Source organism: Streptomyces sp. TLI_55 (genome assembly GCF_900206255.1).
GTDB lineage: Bacteria > Actinomycetota > Actinomycetes > Streptomycetales > Streptomycetaceae > Streptomyces > Streptomyces aquilus.
Window position 1 is genome coordinate 7,556,415 of the sequence record NZ_OAOJ01000001.1, and the last position, 17,789, is coordinate 7,574,203.

The window sequence follows — 17,789 nt, forward strand, 5'->3', positions numbered from 1 at the left end:
GTTCATCGGTGACGCGTACGACGCTCGACGCTCGACGCTCGACAAGGAGGCTGCCCATGTCCGCGCCCGTTTCCTCATCCCGTGTCGGCGGCTGGCTGATCGGTGCGCGAACAGGGCGATCCGGGCCGGGCCGGGCTCCAGGGAGAGGCGCAGAGACGCCGGGGAGTGCTGTGCGTACCCGACGGCCAGGCCGTGCCCGTGCCTGGGCCGAACTCCTGCGGCTGCCCGCCCTGTTCACCGTCCCCGGCGACGTCCTCGCCGGTGCGGCGGCCACCTCCGCCCGCGCCAACTCCCGCACCCTGCTGGCCATCGGCTCCTCCCTCTGTCTGTACGAGGCCGGCATGGCCCTCAACGACTGGGCGGACCGGACGGAGGACGCCGCCGAGCGCCCTCACCGGCCGATCCCCTCCGGCCGCATCCGACCGGCCGAGGCACTCACGGCCGCCTGCGCCCTCACGGCGGCCGGCCTGACCCTCGCCGCCCGCGCCGGCCGCCCCGCCCTCGCGGTGGCCGCACCCCTCGCCGCCACAGTGTGGGCCTACGACCTCGCCCTGAAGCACACCCCCGCGGGCCCCGTCGCCATGGCCGCGGCCCGTGGCCTCGACCTGCTCCTGGGCGCAGCGGCCACGACCGGCCGCGCCCGTGAGGCCATCCCCTCCGCCGCCCTGCTCGGCACCCACACTCTCGCGGTGACCACCGTCTCCCGCCAGGAGACCAGGAACGGCTCACCACTGCCGCCCCTGGCCGCCCTGGCCGCAACGGCCCTGCTGACCCGCCTGATCACCCCGCGTCTCCCGGCAGGCCGAGGGCCGGCAGCCGCACCCGGCCTGGCGGGCAACCCGGCCTCGGGCCCGATCGACTCCGACCTGAGCCCCAGCACAACACCGGCCCCCACCCAGATCACCCAGGCCGCCGCTGAGGCGGTCCCCCGTCGCCTGGTCGGTGCTGCGGTCAGCGCCGCCGCCTCGCGCGGGGCCCGGGGCACCCTGCGTGGCCTGCGCACGACCCCCGCCGGCCGCCCCGCACTCATGCGCGGCCCCCGTGCCGCCACCCACGGCCTGCCCGCCACCCGTGCCGCCACCCACGGCCTGCCCGCCACCCGTGCCGCCACCCACGGCCTGCCCGCCACCCGTGCCACCACCACCGCAGGCACCGCCCTGCGTACCTCCGCCACCGCCGCCCTCCGCACCACCCTCTCCGCCGCCTACGCCGCGACCGTCGTCCGCCCCTACTTCCACGCCGCCCTCAACCCCTCACCCCCACTCACCCAACGCGCCGTCGGCAGCGGCATCCGCGCCACCATTCCCCTCCAGGCCGCTCTCGCCGCCCGCTCCGGAGCCCGGACCGGTGCCCTGCTCGTCGCCGCGCTCGCCCCGCTCGGAAGGAAGTTCGCGAGAAAAGTGAGCGTCACATGAACCGCACAGCCCCCGGCGCCCACCGGCCCCGTACCCCCCTCCGTTTCGGCTACGGCACCAACGGCCTCACCGACCTCCGTCTCGACGACGCCCTCGGCCTGCTCGCCGACCTCGGCTACGACGGCGTCGGCCTGACCCTCGACCACATGCACCTGGACCCGCTCGCCCCCGACCTGGCCGCCCGCACCCGAGGCGTCGCCCGGCGACTGGGGGAACTCGGTCTGGGCGTCACCGTGGAGACCGGGGCCCGCTACGTCCTCGACCCGCGCCGCAAGCACGGCCCGTCCCTCCTCGACCCGGACCCCGAGGACCGCGCCCGCCGCGTCGACCTCCTCGTCCGCGCCGTCCAGGTCGCCGCCGAACTGGGTGCCCACGCCGTGCACTGCTTCAGTGGGATCACCCCGCCCGACACCGACACCGACCTGGCGTGGAAGCGGCTCGCCGAGGCGCTGACGCCGGTCCTGGACGCCGCGACCGCCGCCGGCGTGCCGCTCGCGATCGAACCCGAGCCCGGCCATCTCCTCGGCACCCTCGCCGACTTCCACCGGCTCCGCAGGCTGCTCGACGACCCGGAGCCGCTGGGCCTGACCCTCGACATCGGTCACTGCCAGTGCCTCGAACCCCTCCCTCCCGAGGCCTGCGTACGCGCCGCCGCCCCCTGGCTGCGGCACGTCCAGATCGAGGACATGCGCCGGGGCGTCCACGAACACCTCCCCTTCGGAGACGGGGAGATCGACTTCCCGCCCGTCCTCGCCGCGCTGGCCGACACCGGCTACCGCGGCCTCACCGTCGTCGAACTGCCCCGCCACTCCCACGCCGGCCCCCACTACGCCGAGCAGTCCCTCCCGTTCCTCCGCGCGGCAGCCGGCCCCACCGCGTCCTCCGATCCCGCACCACGACCCGGCGATCCCTCCGCCACCCCAGAAGGGAGCACCCCATGAGCCGCAACAGCCCCATGAACCCTGCGGACACCGCTAACAGCGACAGCTCCGTGGGCGACACCGACAGCCGCGTGTACGGCGTCGACAACGACAGCCTCGTGGACGCCCTCGACAGCGACGACCTCGCCCGCGTCCACCCCGCCGATCTCCACCGCCGCCTCGACTCCCGGCTCACCGGAGCCGCCCGCGCCTGGCTCGACCAGGCCCTCGAAGAGGCCGGCACCCATCCCGGCACGCACGGCCCCATCTCCGTGTGGGAGCTGCGGCTGGCCGAGGCGGGGCGGCGCTGCGGTGCCGAGCACGCCGACGCCGCCCGCGTCCTGATCCTGTACGCGGCCCGCGCCGACGCCGCCGCCCTCACCCGGGTCTACCAGCAGGGCACCGCCGCCGAACGCCGCGCCGTCCTGCACACCCTGCCCCACCTCGTGCCGGGCCCGGACGCGCTCCCGCTCGTCGAGGACGCCCTGCGCACCAACGACACCCGGCTCGTCGCCGCAGCCGTCGGCCCGTACGCCGCCCGGCACCTCGACCCTCACCAGTGGCGGCACGCCGTACTGAAGTGCCTGTTCACCGGCGTGCCCGTCGCGGCGGTGGCCGACCTGGGCCGGCGCGCCCACGCCGACGCCGAACTCGCCCGCATGCTCGGCGACTACGCCGCCGAACGCACCGCCGCGGGCCGTCCCGTGCCCGCGGACCTGCAACGCGTGCTGACCCTGACCGACCCCACGGCCACCCCACCCGCACCGGCCACCGCCCCCGGCGGCTCGCGCGGCACCGACGGCGAGGAGTCCTGATGCGCATCTTCGACCCCCACATCCACATGACCTCCCGCACCACCGACGACTACGAGGCCATGCACGCCGCAGGCGTCCGCGCCGTCGTCGAACCCTCCTTCTGGCTCGGTCAGCCCCGCACCTCGCCCGCCTCCTTGCTCGACTACTTCGACGCTCTCCTCGGCTGGGAGCCCTTCCGCGCCGCCCAGTACGGCATCGCCCACCACTGCACGCTCGCCCTCAACCCCAAGGAGGCCAACGACCCGCGCTGCGTGCCCGTCCTCGACGAGCTGCCCCGGTATCTCGTCAAGGACCAAGTCGTCGCCGTCGGCGAGATCGGCTACGACTCCATGACCCCCGCTGAGGACACCGCGCTCGCCGCTCAGCTCCAGCTCGCCGCCGACCACGCGCTGCCCGCACTCGTCCACACCCCGCACCGGGACAAGCTCGCCGGTCTGCACCGCACCCTCGACGTCGTCCGGGAGTCCGCACTGCCCCCGGAGCACGTCCTGCTCGACCACCTCAACGAGACCACCGTCAAAGAGGCCAAGGACAGCGGCGGCTGGCTCGGCTTCTCCGTCTATCCCGACACCAAGATGGACGAGGAGCGGATGGTCGCGATCCTCAAGCGGTACGGCTCCGAGAAGGTGCTCGTGAACTCCGCCGCCGACTGGGGGAGAAGCGACCCGCTCAAGACCCGCCGGGTCGGCGACGCCATGCTCGCGAACGGCTTCACCGAGGACGACGTCGACCAGGTGCTGTGGCGCAACCCCGTCGCCTTCTACGGGATCAGCGGCCGCCTCGTCCTCGACCCCGCGGGCACCTCGGCCACCGGCGCCACCCACGAGGGCAACTCCATCCTGCGCGGGGGCGAGTAGGGCATGCGCTTCCGCCACCCCGACGGCTCCACCGTCCACCTCGCCTACTGCACCAACGTCCACCCCGCCGAGACCCTCGACGGCGTCCTCACCCAGCTCCGCGACCACTGCGAACCCGTCCGCCGCCGCCTCGGCCGCGACCGGCTCGGCATCGGACTGTGGCTGGCCGCGGACGCCGCCCGCACCCTCGACGCCGACCCGTCCGCCCTGCGCACCCTGCGCGCCGCACTCGACCGGCGCGGCCTGGAGGTCGTCACCCTCAACGGCTTCCCCTACGAAGGGTTCGGCGCCGGGGAGGTCAAGTACCGCGTCTACAAACCGGACTGGGCCGACGCCGAACGCCTGGAGCACACCACCGCCCTCGCCCGGGTCCTGACCGGACTGCTCCCCGACGACGTCACCGAGGGCAGCATCTCCACCCTGCCGCTCGCCTGGCGCACCGCCCACGACGCCGGCCGCACCGAGAAGGCCCTGCGCACGCTCGCCGAACGCCTCGACGCGCTCCAGGAGCTGACCGGCCGCTCCCTCCGTGTCGGCCTGGAACCCGAACCCGGCTGTGTCGTCGAGACCACCCGCGACGCCCTCGCCCCGCTCACCGCGATCGCCCACCCCCGCATCGGCATCTGCGTCGACACCTGCCACCTCGCCACCTCCTTCGAGGACCCGCACACCGCCGTCGACGCCCTCACCACGGCCGGCGTCGCCATCGTCAAGTCCCAGCTGTCGGCCGCCCTGCACGCCGAGCACCCTCATCTCCCCGAGGTCCGCGCCGCCCTCGCCGCCTTCGACGAACCCCGCTTCCTGCACCAGACCCGCACGGCCACCGCCGCCGGTCTGCGCGGCACCGACGACCTCGGCGAAGCCCTCGCCGGTGAGGCACTCCCCGACGGCGCACCCTGGCGCGCCCACTTCCACGTCCCCCTGCACGCGGCCCCCGCCGCGCCCCTCACCTCCACCCTCCCCGTCCTGAAGGACACGCTGACCCGGCTGGTGGGCGGCCCGCACCCGCTCACCCGCCACCTGGAGGTCGAGACCTACACCTGGCAGGCCCTCCCGCCCGAGCTGCGTCCCCGCGCCCGCACCCAGCTCGCCGACGGCATCGCCGCCGAACTCACCCTCGCCCGGGACCTGTTGACCGGTCTCGGCCTGAAGGAGCTGCCGTGAGCACGCAGAGCACCGAGCAGACCTCCCCGGCTCCCACCCCCCTCCTCGTCCTGGACGTGGTGGGCCTCACCCCCCGCCTCCTCGACCACATGCCCCACCTCAAACGGCTCGCCCAGGCGGGCTCCCACGCCGCCCTCGGCACCGTCCTGCCCGCCGTCACCTGCGCCGCCCAGTCCACCTTCCTCACCGGCACCCACCCCGCCGAGCACGGCATCGTCGGCAACGGCTGGTACTTCCGCGACCTCGGCGACGTACTCCTGTGGCGACAGCACAACGGGCTGGTCACCGGCGACAAGCTCTGGGACGCCGCCCGCCGCGCCCACCCCGGCTACACCGTCGCCAACATCTGCTGGTGGTACGCCATGGGCGCCGACACCGACATCACCGTCACCCCCCGGCCGATCTACTACTCCGACGGCCGCAAGGAACCCGACTGCTACACCCGGCCCCCGGCCCTGCACGACGAACTCACCGAGAAACTCGGCACCTTCCCCCTCTTCCACTTCTGGGGACCCGGCGCCGACCTGGTCTCCAGCCAGTGGATCATCGACGCGACCCGCCACATCATGGCCACCCGCCACCCCGACCTGACCCTCTGCTACCTCCCGCACCTCGACTACGACCTCCAGCGCTTCGGCCCCGACGACCCACGCTCCCTGAAGGCGGCCGCCGACCTGGACCGGGCCATGGCCCCGCTCCTGGACGACGCCCGCGCGGAGGGCCGTACCGTCGTCGCCCTGTCCGAGTACGGCATCACGCGCGCGGACCGCCCCGTCGACATCAACCGCGCCCTGCGCCGCGCCGGACTGCTCGACGTGCACACCCAGGACGGCATGGAGTACCTGGACCCGATGGCCTCCCGCGCCTTCGCGGTCGCCGACCACCAGATCGCCCATGTCTACGTACGACGAGCCGAAGACCTGGAGGCGACCCGCGCCGCCCTCGCCGACCTCCCCGGCATCGAGCAACTCCTCGACGACGAGGGCAAGAAGACTCACCACCTCGACCACCCGCGCGCGGGCGAGCTCGTCGCCGTCGCGGAGCCGGACGCCTGGTTCACGTACTACTACTGGCTCGACGACGACCACGCGCCCGACTTCGCGCGACTCGTCGAGATCCACCGCAAACCCGGCTACGACCCGGTCGAGTTGTTCATGGATCCGCTCGACCCTTACGTCAAGGTCAAGGCGGCCACCGCGCTGGCCCGCAAGAAACTCGGCCTGCGCTACCGCATGGCGGTCGTGCCCCTGGACCCCTCGCCTATTCGGGGCAGCCACGGCCGCCTTCCGGCGAGCGACGACGAAGGTCCGCTCCTCATCTGCTCCACCCCCCGTGCTGTCGACGACCGCGTCGCGGCCACCGACGTGAAGTCACTCCTGCTGCGACTGGCCGGACTTTCCTGACTGGTCACCAGTGAAGCACCCGCCACTGACAACGCCCTCCGACCCCGAGGAGACCCAGACATGAGCCGCATGTCCCAGCCCGACCCCGAGCTCACCCACCGCCTCAGCAGACGAGGCATGCTGGGCGTGGCCGCGGGCGCCACCGCCGCCGCGCTGCTCGGCGCCGCGGCGACCCCGGCGGCCGCCGCGGCCTCCAACGCGTCAGCGGCGGCCTCCACCGCGTCCGCCGCCGGCCGTGGCCGTCCCGTCCTGCCGCCCGGCCGGCTCGGCATCCAGCTCTACAGCCTCCGCGACAAGGTCTCCACCCTCGGCTTCGCCCCCGTCTTCGCCGAACTCGAGAAGTACGGCTACGACGAGGTCGAGTTCGCCGGATACACCCAGGGCTCGGCCGGTCCCATCACGCTCGCCCGGCTCAGGCGGCTGGCCAGGGACCACGGCCTGAACCCGATCGGCAGCCACGTCGGCTATTACTCCGACGACCCGAACGCCTACACCTTCGCCCAGAACCTCACCAAGGTCCTCGACGACGCCCAGGCCCTCGGCCTGAAGCACATAGGCACCGCCTCCGGCCCGTTCCGCTACGGCTCGACCGTGGACGCCTGGAAGCGGGCGGCGGAGGAGTTCAACACCTACGGCGCGGCGGCCAAGGCGCGCGGCATGAAGTTTTACCAGCACAACCACTCCGAGGAGTTCTCCTTCGCCACCGACAACCCCAAGGTCCGCCTCTACGACGTGCTGCTCGCGGAGACCGACCCGGAGCTGGTGTTCCTGGAGATGGACATCTTCTGGGCCTACTCCGGCCAGTTCCGCTTCTCCAAGCGCCCCGACGGCAGCCCCGCCCCCTTCGAGCCGCTCGACTACGTCCTCAAGCAGCCGCACCGCTACCCGCTGTTCCACGTCAAGGACGGCGTCAGCGACCCGGCCGACACCTATGGCTACCGCATGACCGACGTCGGCGACGGCGACATCGACTACCAGCGTTTCATCTCCGCCGTGACCCGGCTGCGCGGTGAGCGCCTGGCCCACCACTGGCAGGCCGAACACGACCAGCCCGCCGAGTCGTTCACCTTCGCCCGCCGCTCCAGCGCGTATCTGCGCTCCCTGCGCGAGAAGTGCTGAGGGCCCCGCGAAGAACATGAGGAGGCCCTCCCCGATGTCCGATCCGGGGAGGGCCTCCTCACGCGCGCGTGCCGCTATGTCACCGGCACCGGCGTCCGGCCCGGCTGCCGCAGCAGCAGGGCGAGCACCGCCGCCACCATGGAGACGGCCCCGGCCAGCGCGTACGCCCCGTCGTAGCCCCAGGCCGCGACGACCATGGAGCCGAGGCCGCCGCCGAACAGGCCGCTGATCAGCTTGCCGCTGTACACCAGGCCGTAGTTGGTGGCGTTGAAGTTCTCCCCGAAGTAGTCCGGCGTCAGCGCCGCGAAGAGCGGATAGAAGGCGCCGCCGCCGAAGCCGGAGAGGAACGCGAAGAACAGGAACAGCGCCTCGCTCCTGATGTCGCCGGCCCAGATCACGCCGAACTGGGCCAGGCCCAGCACGACGATCACGAACACCAGGGCCTGCTTGCGGCCCCACTTGTCGGACAGCCAGCCCACGACACCGCGGCCGATGCCGTTGATGACCGCCATGACACCCATCGAGGACGCCGCCACCAGCGGGCCGAAGCCCACCTCCTTGGCGTAGTCGACCTGGAAGGAGATGCCGAAGATCGACACTCCCGCGGTCATCACGATGAGGACCCACATCAGCGGGAGCATGCCGGTCCTGATGGCCTCCTTGGGCGCGTACTGCCGTGCCGCGGGAGGATTCTTGGCGAGACTCGTCGCGTTCTTCCCGTTGCCCGCGTACGTCAGCGGGTCGATGTCCGCGGGCCACCAGTTCTTCGGCGGGTCCTTGAAGAAGAAGGCGCTTCCGAAGACCACGATCATGATGTAGCAGCCGATCAGGTCCAGGACCCGGTGGTAGTTCGCGGTGTCGAAGCCGTAGTTGAAGATGAAGATGAACGGCAGCGACCCGTACGCGAAGCCGCCGTTGACGAACCCCGTCTTCGCTCCCCGGCGTTCGGGGAACCACTTGCCGACCATGTTGATGCAGGTCGCGTAGACGAGCCCGGCGCCGATGCCCCCGACGACGCCGAAGCCCAGGATCGCCAGCCAGACGTTGCTCAGATGCGACAGGGCGAGGAACCCGACCAGACACAGTCCTGAACCGACGTACATGGCCTTGCGAGCCGTCAGCAGGCCCTTCTCCCGCAGCCAGCGCGCCGGGAAGGCGACGCCGGCCTGGAAGAAGATCCAGACGCTGAGGATCCAGAAGGTGTTGCTCTGCGTCCAGCCGTGGGCGTGGGACAGGGTGTCCTCCGCCGAGCCGTACGCGTACTCGAAGACACTGATGGCCATCATGGCGAGCCACGGCAGATACACCATGAGCTTGCGGGAGTGACCGAGGATGTCCCGGTCGGTCTCACCGACGCGGAAGACACGGCCATGTGTGTCGGTCACTTCTCGGTAGGGACGGTGTGCGGCGTCGGGGGAGGTGGTCGAGTTGTTCGATGCGATGGGGTCCGCCGTCATTGCAGGGCATTCCTCCGTGTCAGGCCATTCGTTCAGACGATGCGGGTCAGGCCATTTCCTCGCCGAGCGGCTGAGGGTTCGGGGCGATACGGCGGCTGGTCCTCGGCGTGCCGGGCGCCTTCAGGAACACGGCGAGCACGGCGGAGCACAGGCCGATGGAGCCGGCCAGCACGAACGCGCCCTCGTAGTCCCATGCGTCGACGACGATCGCACCCATTCCGGAGCCCACGAGACCGGAGATGAGCTTCGAGCTGTAGACCATGCCGTAGTTGGACGCGTTGTTGTTCTCACCGAAGTAGTCGGCCGTCATGGCCGCGAACAGCGGGAAGATCGCGCCGCCGCCGAAGCCGGAGACCATGGAGCAGAACAGGAAGAACGGCATGCTGCCCATCTGGCCAGAGACGAGCACACCGAACTGGGCGGTGCCCAGCACCAGACACACGATGATCAGCGTGTTGCGACGCCCGTAGCGGTCGGAGATCCAGCCGATGACGCCACGGCCGGTGCCGTTGACGATCGCCTTCAGCGACATGGCGGTGGCGACGATCCCGCCCGCGAAACCCATGTCCTTGCCGAACGGCACCTGGAAGGCGATACCGAAGATGTTGATGCCGGCCGTGCACAGCAGGCAGAACCACATCATCCACAGAACGGGCTGCCGAGAGGCCTCCTTCGGGGTGTACTGCTTGGGCGACGGCGGGTTCTTCTCCAGCGCCCGGCGGATCTTCGGGTCGTCGGTGACCTTCAGCGGGTCGACGTGCGCGGGCCACCAGTTCTTCGGCGGGTCCTTGAAGAACCAGCCGGCCGACGCCACGACCAGGCACAGCCCGACGCCCACGCTGGCGAGCACGGTCCGGTAGTTGCTCAGGTCCAGGTACGAGGTGAACAGGAACACGAAGGGCACCGAGCCGTAGGCGAAACCGCCGTTGACGAAGCCGGTCTTGCCGCCCTTGCGCTCCGGATACCACTTGCCGACCATGTTCACGCAGGTCGCGTAGACGAGACCGGCGCCGATACCGCTGCACATGCCGAAGCCGAAGTAGGCCACGAGCACGTTCGGCGCGAACGCCAGCGACAGATAGCCGAGCATCGTGCCGACCGCGCCGAGCATCATCGCCGTACGGGCCGGGAGTTTGCCGCTCTCGCGCAACTGCCCGGCGGGGAAGGCCACGGCCGCCTGGAAGAACACCCAGACGCCCATCAGCCAGAAGATGTGCCCGCTGCTCCACAGATGAGCCTCGTGGAGGGTGTCCTCCGCCGACGTGAACGCGTACTCGGCGGAGCTGATGCCCATCATGCCCACCCACGGCAGGATGACCATCCACCTGCGCCTGCGGCCCATGATGTCCACATCGGTCTCCCCGACGCGGTACACGCGGCCATTGCGGTCCGTCACCTCCCGATACGGGACGGACGTCGAACGGTCGATGGTTGTCATCTTGGTCAAGCTCCTTGCGTCGAAAGATCTGGCCAGCGCCCCCTGTCCAAATGCCTTTCGTGCGCACGCGGATCCCGGGGCCTCGCCGACGCGCACCGTCGCTCGGCCCCTCGCTCACTCACGTCACGTCAGACCACCCCGCTCGTCTTCAGCAGGCGCAATTCCTCGTCACCCAGGCCGAGTTCACCGATGTAGATCTCCTCGTTGTGTTGGCCGAGGAGGGGGGAGGGGGTGATGCGGGTGGGTGAGTCGGAGAGTTTGAGGGGGTTGCCCACGGTGGTGTAGGCGCCGCGTTCGGGATGCTCGACGGTGACGATCATGTCGTTCGCGGCAAGCGACGCGTCCTCGATGATCTCCCTGGTCGACAGGATCGGCCCGCACGGAATGCTGTGCGCGTTCAGCTCCTCCAGCACCCGCCACTTCGGCAGGGTGCTCGTCCATTCCTCGATCAGCTGGAACATCTTCGCCAGCTTCGGCAGCCGCGCCTGCGGCGTCGCCCACTCCGGATCCTCCACCAGCTCCGGCCGCCCGATCAGCTTCGCGATCGGCCGCCACCCGACCGGCTGCACGATCACATACACGTAGTCGTTCGGGCCGCCCGGCGCACACCGCACCGCCCACCCCGGCTGACCACCACCCGAGGCGTTCCCGGAGCGCGGCACCTCGTCACCGAAGTCCTCGTTCGGATACTCCGCCAGCGGACCGTGCGCGAGACGCTGCTGGTCACGCAGTTTGACCCGGCACAGGTTCAACACCGCATGCTGCATCGCCACATTCACCCGCTGGCCCCGCCCGGTGTGCTCCCGCTGCAACAACGCCGCGAGGATGCCGGCCACCGCGTGGATGCCGGTGCCGGAGTCCCCGATCTGCGCACCGGTCGCCATCGGCGGCCCGTCCGCGTCCCCCGTGGTCGCCATCGACCCGCCCATCGCCTGCGCCACCACCTCATACGCCTTGAAGTCCACATACGGACCGGCCCCGAAGCCCTTGATCGACGCATACACGATCCGCGGATTGATCTCCCGGATCCGCTCCCACGTGAACCCCATCCGGTCCACCGCCCCCGGCCCGAAGTTCTCCACCAGCACATCCGAACCCCGGATCAACTCCGTCAGGATCTCCTTGCCCCGCCCGGTCTTCGTGTTGAGCGTGATGCTGCGCTTGTTGCAGTTGAGCATGGTGAAGTACAGGGAGTCGACATCCGGCAGATCCCGCAACTGCCCCCGGGTCACGTCCCCACCCGGCGCCTCCACCTTCACCACATCCGCTCCCAGCCACGCCAGCAACTGCGTCGCCGACGGACCCGACTGCACATGCGTCATGTCCAGGACCCGCACACCCTCAAGAGCCATCGCTGTCACGGTCACCTCGCTTGGCACATTGCATACAGTCGACGAATACTGTATGAAGATTGTTATCCCGCATTCGATGGGTGATGTCCAGGGGGCGTGCACCACTTTTAAGACGGGAGCCGAATCATGGACCTGTACGAGCATCAGGCGCGGGGACTCTTTCAAGAGCACGGCATTCCGGTGCCGCGGGCGGAGGTCACCGACTCGCCGCAGGAGGCCCGCGAGATCGCCCGCAGGCTCGGCGGCCGTGTGGTCGTCAAGGCGCAGGTGAAGACGGGAGGCCGGGGCAAGGCGGGAGGCGTGCGGCTCGCCGCCGATCCGCCCGCGGCGGAGCTCACGGCCCGTCAGATCCTCGGCATGGACATCAAGGGGCACACGGTCGGCACCGTCATGCTGGCCCAACCCGTGGACATCGAGGCCGAGTTCTACGTCTCGTACGTCCTCGATCGCGCCTCCGGGCGATTCCTCGCCATCGCCTCCGCCGAGGGCGGCATGGACATCGAGGAGGTGGCCGCGAGTCGGCCGGAGGTGGTCGCGCGTATCCACATCGACCCGGTGGAGGGCGTGACCTCCGCGAAGGCCGGGGAGATCGCCGACGCGGCCGGTCTGCCGGCCCAGACCGTCGACGTTCTCGTGCGGCTGTGGCAGGTGCTGGTCCGTGAGGACGCCGTCCTCGTCGAGGTCAACCCGCTCGTCCGTACCCGGCAGGGGCAGATCCTCGCCCTCGACGGCAAGGTCACGCTCGACGACAACGCCCGCTTCCGGCAAGCGCGTTGGGGCGACGAGAGCGTCGCGTACGACGATCCGCTGGAGGCGGCCGCCGCCGCGAAGGGCCTCAACTACGTCAAGCTGGACGGCGAGGTCGGCATCATCGGCAACGGCGCGGGCCTGGTCATGTCGACGCTCGACGTGGTCGCCGGCTGCGGTGCCCGGCCCGCCAACTTCCTCGACATCGGGGGCGGCGCCTCGGCCCGCATCATGGCCGACGGGCTGTCCGTCATCCTCTCCGACCCCGCCGTGAAGTCGGTGTTCGTCAACGTCTTCGGCGGGATCACCGCCTGCGACGCGGTGGCCGACGGCATCGTGCAGGCCCTGGACGCGGTCGAGTTGACCAAGCCGCTCGTGGTGCGCCTCGACGGCAACAACGCCGTCCGCGGCCGAGCGATCCTCGACGGCCGCGCCCACCCCCTCGTCCAGCAGGCCACCACCATGGACGGTGCCGCCCGCCGCGCCGCCCAACTCGCCCACACCAGTTGAAGGAGCGGGACATGGCCGTCTTTCTCACCAAGGAGTCCAAGGTCCTCGTCCAGGGCATGACGGGCGGCGAGGGCATGAAACACACCCGGCGCATGCTCGCCGCCGGCACGAACATCGTCGGCGGCGTCAACCCGCGCAAGGCCGGGCAGACCGTCGACTTCGACGAGCGGGCCGTCCCCGTCTTCGGGTCGGTCGCCGAGGGCATACGGGCGACCGGGGCCGACGTCACCGTCGTCTTCGTGCCGCCCGCCTTCGCCAAGTCGGCCGTCGTCGAGGCCGCCGACGCCGGCATCGGGCTGGCCGTCGTCATCACCGAGGGCATCCCGGTCCACGACTCCGTCGCCTTCGTCTCGTACGCGAAGGAGAAGGGCACCCGGATCATCGGTCCCAACTGTCCTGGCCTGATCACTCCGGGCCAGTCCAACGCGGGCATCATCCCCGCGGACATCACCAGGTCCGGCCGCGTCGGCCTGGTGTCCAAGTCGGGCACGCTCACCTACCAACTCATGTACGAGCTGCGCGACATCGGCTTCTCGACCTGTGTCGGCATCGGCGGCGACCCCGTCGTCGGCACCACCCACATCGACTGCCTGGCCGCCTTCCAGGACGACCCCGACACCGAACTCGTCGTCCTCATCGGGGAGATCGGCGGAGACGCCGAGGAACGGGCCGCCGCCTACATCCGCGACCACGTCACCAAGCCGGTCGTCGGCTACATCGCCGGCTTCACCGCGCCGGAAGGCAAGACCATGGGCCACGCGGGCGCCATCGTGTCCGGCTCCTCCGGCACCGCGCAGGCGAAGAAGGAAGCCCTGGAGGCGGTCGGTGTCAAGGTCGGAAACACCCCGACCGAGACGGCCCGCCTTGTGCTCGCCCGGCTGGAAACCGGCGCCTGACACCACCCACGCTGGAACCTGGCACCACTCAGTGGTTGACACGGAGACCCTGCCGGGAACAACGGAGTAACCGCGGGGCGCACATCCGGCGCCACCGCAATCTCCCCCGCACGAGCGGCCGTCGGCCGCGCGGACACGCGTTCCCACGCGATCCGGCAGACATCACCCCCCGCCCCCGACTGTGCACCGAGAGCGGAGACACCGCATGACATCCACCCTCAACTCCACCCCCCTCGTGGTGAAGTCCGGCACGACCTGGGACGACGCCTGGCAACGCTGCCTCGCCGTCGCCCCCGAGGCGTTCCGCGACGACCGCGTCCTCAACCTCTGGAACGCCGCCTGGCAGGCGGACGGCCGGGCCCTGCCCGCCACCAGTCCCGTCGACGGCAGCCCCATCGCCGGCCCGCCCCGCCTCGACCGCGACGCCGCCCACCAGGCCGTCCGCGCCTCCCTCGACCAGCACCGCGCCTGGCGGCACGTCCCCCTCGCCGAGCGCCGCGCCCGCGTCGCGGCCACCCTCGACGCCCTCACCCAGCACCGCGAGCTGCTCGCGCTCCTCCTCGTCTGGGAGATCGGCAAGCCCTGGCGGCTCGCCCAGGCCGACGTCGACCGGGCCATCGACGGAGTGCGCTGGTACGTCGACGGCATCGAGCCGATGGTCGCGGGCCGGGCACCCCTGGACGGCCCGGTGTCCAACATCGCGAGCTGGAACTACCCGATGAGCGTGCTCGTTCACGCATTGCTGGTCCAAGCACTGGCGGGCAACGCGGTCATCGCCAAGACCCCGACCGACGGCGGCGTCGCCTGTCTCACCCTGGCCTGCGCCCTCGCCGCTCGCGAAGGCATCCCCGTCACCCTCGTCAGCGGCAGCGGCGGCGAGCTGTCGGAGGCATTGGTCAAGGCGCCCGAGATCGGCTGCGTCTCCTTCGTCGGCGGCCGCGACACCGGCGCCGCCGTCGCCACAGCCGTCGCCGACCTCGGCAAGCGGCACATCCTCGAACAGGAAGGACTCAACACCTGGGGCATCTGGAACTACTCGGACTGGGACACGCTGACGGCCGTCATCCCCAAGCTCTTCGACTACGGCAAGCAGCGCTGCACGGCGTACCCGCGCTTCGTCGTCCAGCGCGAGCTGTTCGACGCGTTCCTCGCGGCGTACCTCCCGGCCGTGCGCTCGCTCAGCGTCGGGCACCCGCTGGCGGTCACCCACGCCGACGACCCGTACCCGGCCCTGGACTTCGGCCCGGTCATCAACGCCGCCAAGGCCAAGGAGCTGCACGACCAGATCGCCGAGGCCATCAGCCGCGGCGCCGTCCCGCTGCACCGCGGCTCGCACGCCGACGCCCGCTTCCTGCCCGGCCAGGACACCTCGGCGTACGTCCAGCCCGTCACCCTCCTCAACCCGCCCCCGTCCTCCCCGCTGCACCACGCGGAACCCTTCGGCCCGGTCGACACCATCGTCCTGGTCGACACGGAGGCCGAGCTGCTGGCCGCCATGAACGCCTCCAACGGCGCCCTGGTCGCCACCCTGTCCACGGACGACCAGTCGACCTTCGACCGGCTCGCCCCCCAGATCCGCGCCTTCAAGATCGGGCACGGCAAGCCGCGCTCCCGCGGCGACCGCGACGAGCTGTTCGGCGGCTTCGGCGCGTCCTGGCGCGGCGCGTTCGTCGGCGGGGAACTGCTGGTGCGCGCGGTGACCCAGGGCCCGGCGGACGAGCGCCTGCCCGGCAACTTCCCGGAGTACCAGCTGATGCCGTAAGGCCGACGCGACGGGCGGCGCCCAGGCCTGGGCGCCGCCCGTCAGCGGCGAACACAACTCTCTGCCGGTATGCAATATGCAAAAAGAAGAGGGATGGGGTGGCGAGCATGACGATGGCTCTTGAGGGTGTGCGGGTCCTGGACATGACGCATGTGCAGTCGGGTCCGTCGGCGACGCAGTTGCTGGCGTGGCTGGGAGCGGATGTGGTGAAGGTGGAGGCGCCGGGTGGGGACGTGACCCGGGGGCAGTTGCGGGATCTGCCGGATGTCGACTCCCTGTACTTCACCATGCTCAACTGCAACAAGCGCAGCATCACGCTCAACACGAAGACCGGGCGGGGCAAGGAGATCCTGACGGAGTTGATCCGGGGTTCGGATGTGCTGGTGGAGAACTTCGGGCCGGGGGCGGTGGACCGGATGGGGTTCACGTGGGAGCGGATCCGGGAGATCAATCCGCGGATCGTGTATGCGTCGATCAAGGGCTTCGGGGCCGGTCCGTATGTGGACTTCAAGGCGTATGAGGTGGTGGCGCAGGCGATGGGCGGGTCGATGGCGACCACGGGGGACGCGGACGGGCCGCCGATGGCGACGGGTGCGCAGATCGGGGACTCCGGCACCGGCATCCACGCGGTGGCGGGGATTTTGGCGGCGTTGTTGCAGCGGGAGCACACCGGGCGGGGCCAGCGGGTGAATGTGGCGATGCAGCATGCGGTGTTGAACCTGTGCCGGGTCAAACTGCGTGACCAGCAGCGTCTCGCGCACGGTCCGCTGGCGGAGTATCCGAACGAGGACTTCGGTGACGAGGTGCCGCGCTCCGGGAACGCCTCGGGTGGTGGTCAGCCGGGGTGGGCGGTGCGGTGTGCGCCGGGCGGCCCGAACGACTACGTGTATGTGATCGTGCAGCCGGTCGGGTGGCGGCCGATCGCGAAGCTGATCGGGCGGCCGGAGCTGGTGGAGGATCCGGAGTGGGCGACGCCGCAGGCGCGGCTGCCGAAGCTGGCGAAGATGTTCCAGCTGATCGAGGAATGGACGAGCACCCTGCCGAAGTGGCGGGTGCTGGAGGAGCTGAACGCGCACAGCATTCCGTGCGGGCCGATCCTGTCGACCAGGGAGATCATCGAGGACGCGTCGCTTGCCGCGAACGACATGATCGTCACCGTCGAGCATCCCGAACGCGGCGCCTACACCACCGTGGGCAACCCCCTCAAACTCTCCGACTCACCCACCCGCATCACCCCCTCCCCCCTCCTCGGCCAACACAACGAGGAGATCTACATCGGTGAACTCGGGATGACTCTGGACGAGTTGCCGCTGCTCAAGTCGGAGGGCGTGATCTGATGTCGGTCACCGACCAGCTCGTGAAGTCGAACCGGGACTACGCCGCGGCGTTCACCGATCCCGGCATGGACGCCCGCCCCGTTCTGCACGTCGCCGTCGTGGCGTGCATGGACGCCCGTCTCGACCTGCATGCCGCGCTCGGCCTGGAGCTCGGTGACTGTCACACCATCCGCAACGCGGGTGGCGTGGTCACCGACGACGTGATCCGGTCCCTCACCATCAGCCAGCACAAGCTGGGCACCCGCAGCATCGTGCTGATCCACCACACCAACTGCGGTCTGGAGCAGATCACCGAGGACTTCCGCACCGAGCTGGAGATGGAGGTCGGCCAGCGCCCGGCCTGGGCCGTGGAGTCCTTCCGGGACGTCGACCAGGACGTGCGCCAGTCCATGCAGCGGGTGCGGACCTCGCCGTTCCTGCTGCACACCGACGACGTGCGCGGCTTCGTCTTCGACGTGAAGACCGGCCTGCTGCGCGAGATCGACCCCGCCTGAGCCAGCCCGGCACTGGAAATTCCTGGTCCTACCTCTGGTGCCGTGAAAGCGGATGCAGAATACTGTATGCAATCATCGATCAGCAGTGGTCCTGCGGCCACTT

General features: G+C 70.6%; 15 protein-coding genes. 12 read left to right on the plus strand and 3 right to left on the minus strand.

What is annotated here, in order from left to right; translation table 11 throughout:
• Window positions 1–170: 170 nt before the first annotated feature.
• From CRP56_RS34595 to CRP56_RS34625, 7 genes are read left to right on the plus strand one after another with little or no spacing between them, the layout of a single operon-like run.
• Window positions 171–1,415 carry an SCO3242 family prenyltransferase gene (locus CRP56_RS34595; RefSeq protein ID WP_373559707.1) on the plus strand — a complete coding sequence of 415 codons (1,245 nt, stop codon included), beginning with the start codon at window positions 171–173 and terminating at the stop codon, window positions 1,413–1,415.
• A complete protein-coding gene (locus CRP56_RS34600) occupies window positions 1,412–2,356 on the plus strand; it encodes a sugar phosphate isomerase/epimerase family protein (protein WP_097270771.1) in 945 nt (314 codons plus the stop codon). Before CRP56_RS34595 ends, CRP56_RS34600 begins: the two co-directional genes overlap by 4 nt.
• Entirely contained in the window at window positions 2,353–3,150 is a 798-nt protein-coding gene (locus tag CRP56_RS34605) for an EboA domain-containing protein (RefSeq protein ID WP_257041419.1), read from the plus strand. The genes CRP56_RS34600 and CRP56_RS34605 overlap by 4 nt, the downstream gene beginning before the upstream one ends.
• Window positions 3,150–4,007 carry a TatD family hydrolase gene (locus tag CRP56_RS34610; protein WP_097270773.1) on the plus strand — a complete coding sequence of 286 codons (858 nt, stop codon included), beginning with the start codon at window positions 3,150–3,152 and terminating at the stop codon, window positions 4,005–4,007. Before CRP56_RS34605 ends, CRP56_RS34610 begins: the two co-directional genes overlap by 1 nt.
• 3 nt (window positions 4,008–4,010) lie before the next feature.
• Window positions 4,011–5,171, plus strand: a complete 1,161-nt coding sequence (eboE, locus tag CRP56_RS34615; RefSeq protein ID WP_097270775.1) for a metabolite traffic protein EboE — start codon at window positions 4,011–4,013, stop codon at window positions 5,169–5,171.
• Window positions 5,168–6,574: a nucleotide pyrophosphatase/phosphodiesterase family protein gene (locus CRP56_RS34620; RefSeq protein ID WP_097270777.1), complete on the plus strand. Its 1,407-nt coding sequence runs from the start codon at window positions 5,168–5,170 to the stop codon at window positions 6,572–6,574. Before eboE ends, CRP56_RS34620 begins: the two co-directional genes overlap by 4 nt.
• Window positions 6,575–6,634: 60 nt before the next feature.
• Entirely contained in the window at window positions 6,635–7,693 is a 1,059-nt protein-coding gene (locus tag CRP56_RS34625; RefSeq protein ID WP_097270778.1) for a sugar phosphate isomerase/epimerase family protein, read from the plus strand.
• A gap of 74 nt (window positions 7,694–7,767) precedes the next feature.
• On the opposite strand, the gene CRP56_RS34630 is transcribed toward CRP56_RS34625, so the two are convergent.
• The 3 genes from CRP56_RS34630 to frc (CRP56_RS34640) all read right to left on the minus strand — a co-directional run bounded on the left by CRP56_RS34630 (window position 7,768) and on the right by frc (CRP56_RS34640) (window position 11,949).
• Window positions 7,768–9,150, minus strand: a complete 1,383-nt coding sequence (locus tag CRP56_RS34630) for an OFA family MFS transporter (protein WP_097270780.1) — start codon at window positions 9,148–9,150, stop codon at window positions 7,768–7,770.
• A 46-nt stretch (window positions 9,151–9,196) separates the two neighbouring features.
• The gene (locus CRP56_RS34635) at window positions 9,197–10,588 is read right to left on the minus strand and encodes an OFA family MFS transporter (protein ID WP_097270782.1); all 1,392 of its coding nucleotides are present in this window, start codon (window positions 10,586–10,588) and stop codon (window positions 9,197–9,199) included.
• 128 nt (window positions 10,589–10,716) lie between these two features.
• Entirely contained in the window at window positions 10,717–11,949 is a 1,233-nt protein-coding gene (gene frc, locus CRP56_RS34640; RefSeq protein WP_097274739.1) for a formyl-CoA transferase, read from the minus strand.
• A gap of 117 nt (window positions 11,950–12,066) precedes the next feature.
• On the opposite strand from frc (CRP56_RS34640), the gene sucC reads away from it, so the two are divergent.
• The 5 genes from sucC (at window position 12,067) to CRP56_RS34665 (ending at window position 17,686) form a co-directional block, all read left to right on the plus strand.
• Complete coding sequence (gene sucC, locus CRP56_RS34645) at window positions 12,067–13,197, plus strand: ADP-forming succinate--CoA ligase subunit beta (RefSeq protein ID WP_097270784.1); 1,131 nt, start codon at window positions 12,067–12,069, stop codon at window positions 13,195–13,197.
• An 11-nt stretch (window positions 13,198–13,208) separates the two neighbouring features.
• Complete coding sequence (gene sucD / locus CRP56_RS34650; protein WP_097270786.1) at window positions 13,209–14,093, plus strand: succinate--CoA ligase subunit alpha; 885 nt, start codon at window positions 13,209–13,211, stop codon at window positions 14,091–14,093.
• A gap of 205 nt (window positions 14,094–14,298) precedes the next feature.
• Complete coding sequence (locus CRP56_RS34655; protein ID WP_097270788.1) at window positions 14,299–15,855, plus strand: aldehyde dehydrogenase family protein; 1,557 nt, start codon at window positions 14,299–14,301, stop codon at window positions 15,853–15,855.
• Between the two features lie 107 nt (window positions 15,856–15,962).
• Window positions 15,963–17,192, plus strand: a complete 1,230-nt coding sequence (gene frc, locus CRP56_RS34660) for a formyl-CoA transferase (RefSeq protein WP_097274741.1) — start codon at window positions 15,963–15,965, stop codon at window positions 17,190–17,192.
• On the plus strand, window positions 17,192–17,686 hold the full coding sequence (locus tag CRP56_RS34665; RefSeq protein WP_097270790.1) for a beta-class carbonic anhydrase: 495 nt from the start codon (window positions 17,192–17,194) through the stop codon (window positions 17,684–17,686). Before frc (CRP56_RS34660) ends, CRP56_RS34665 begins: the two co-directional genes overlap by 1 nt.
• Window positions 17,687–17,789: the final 103 nt, after the last annotated feature.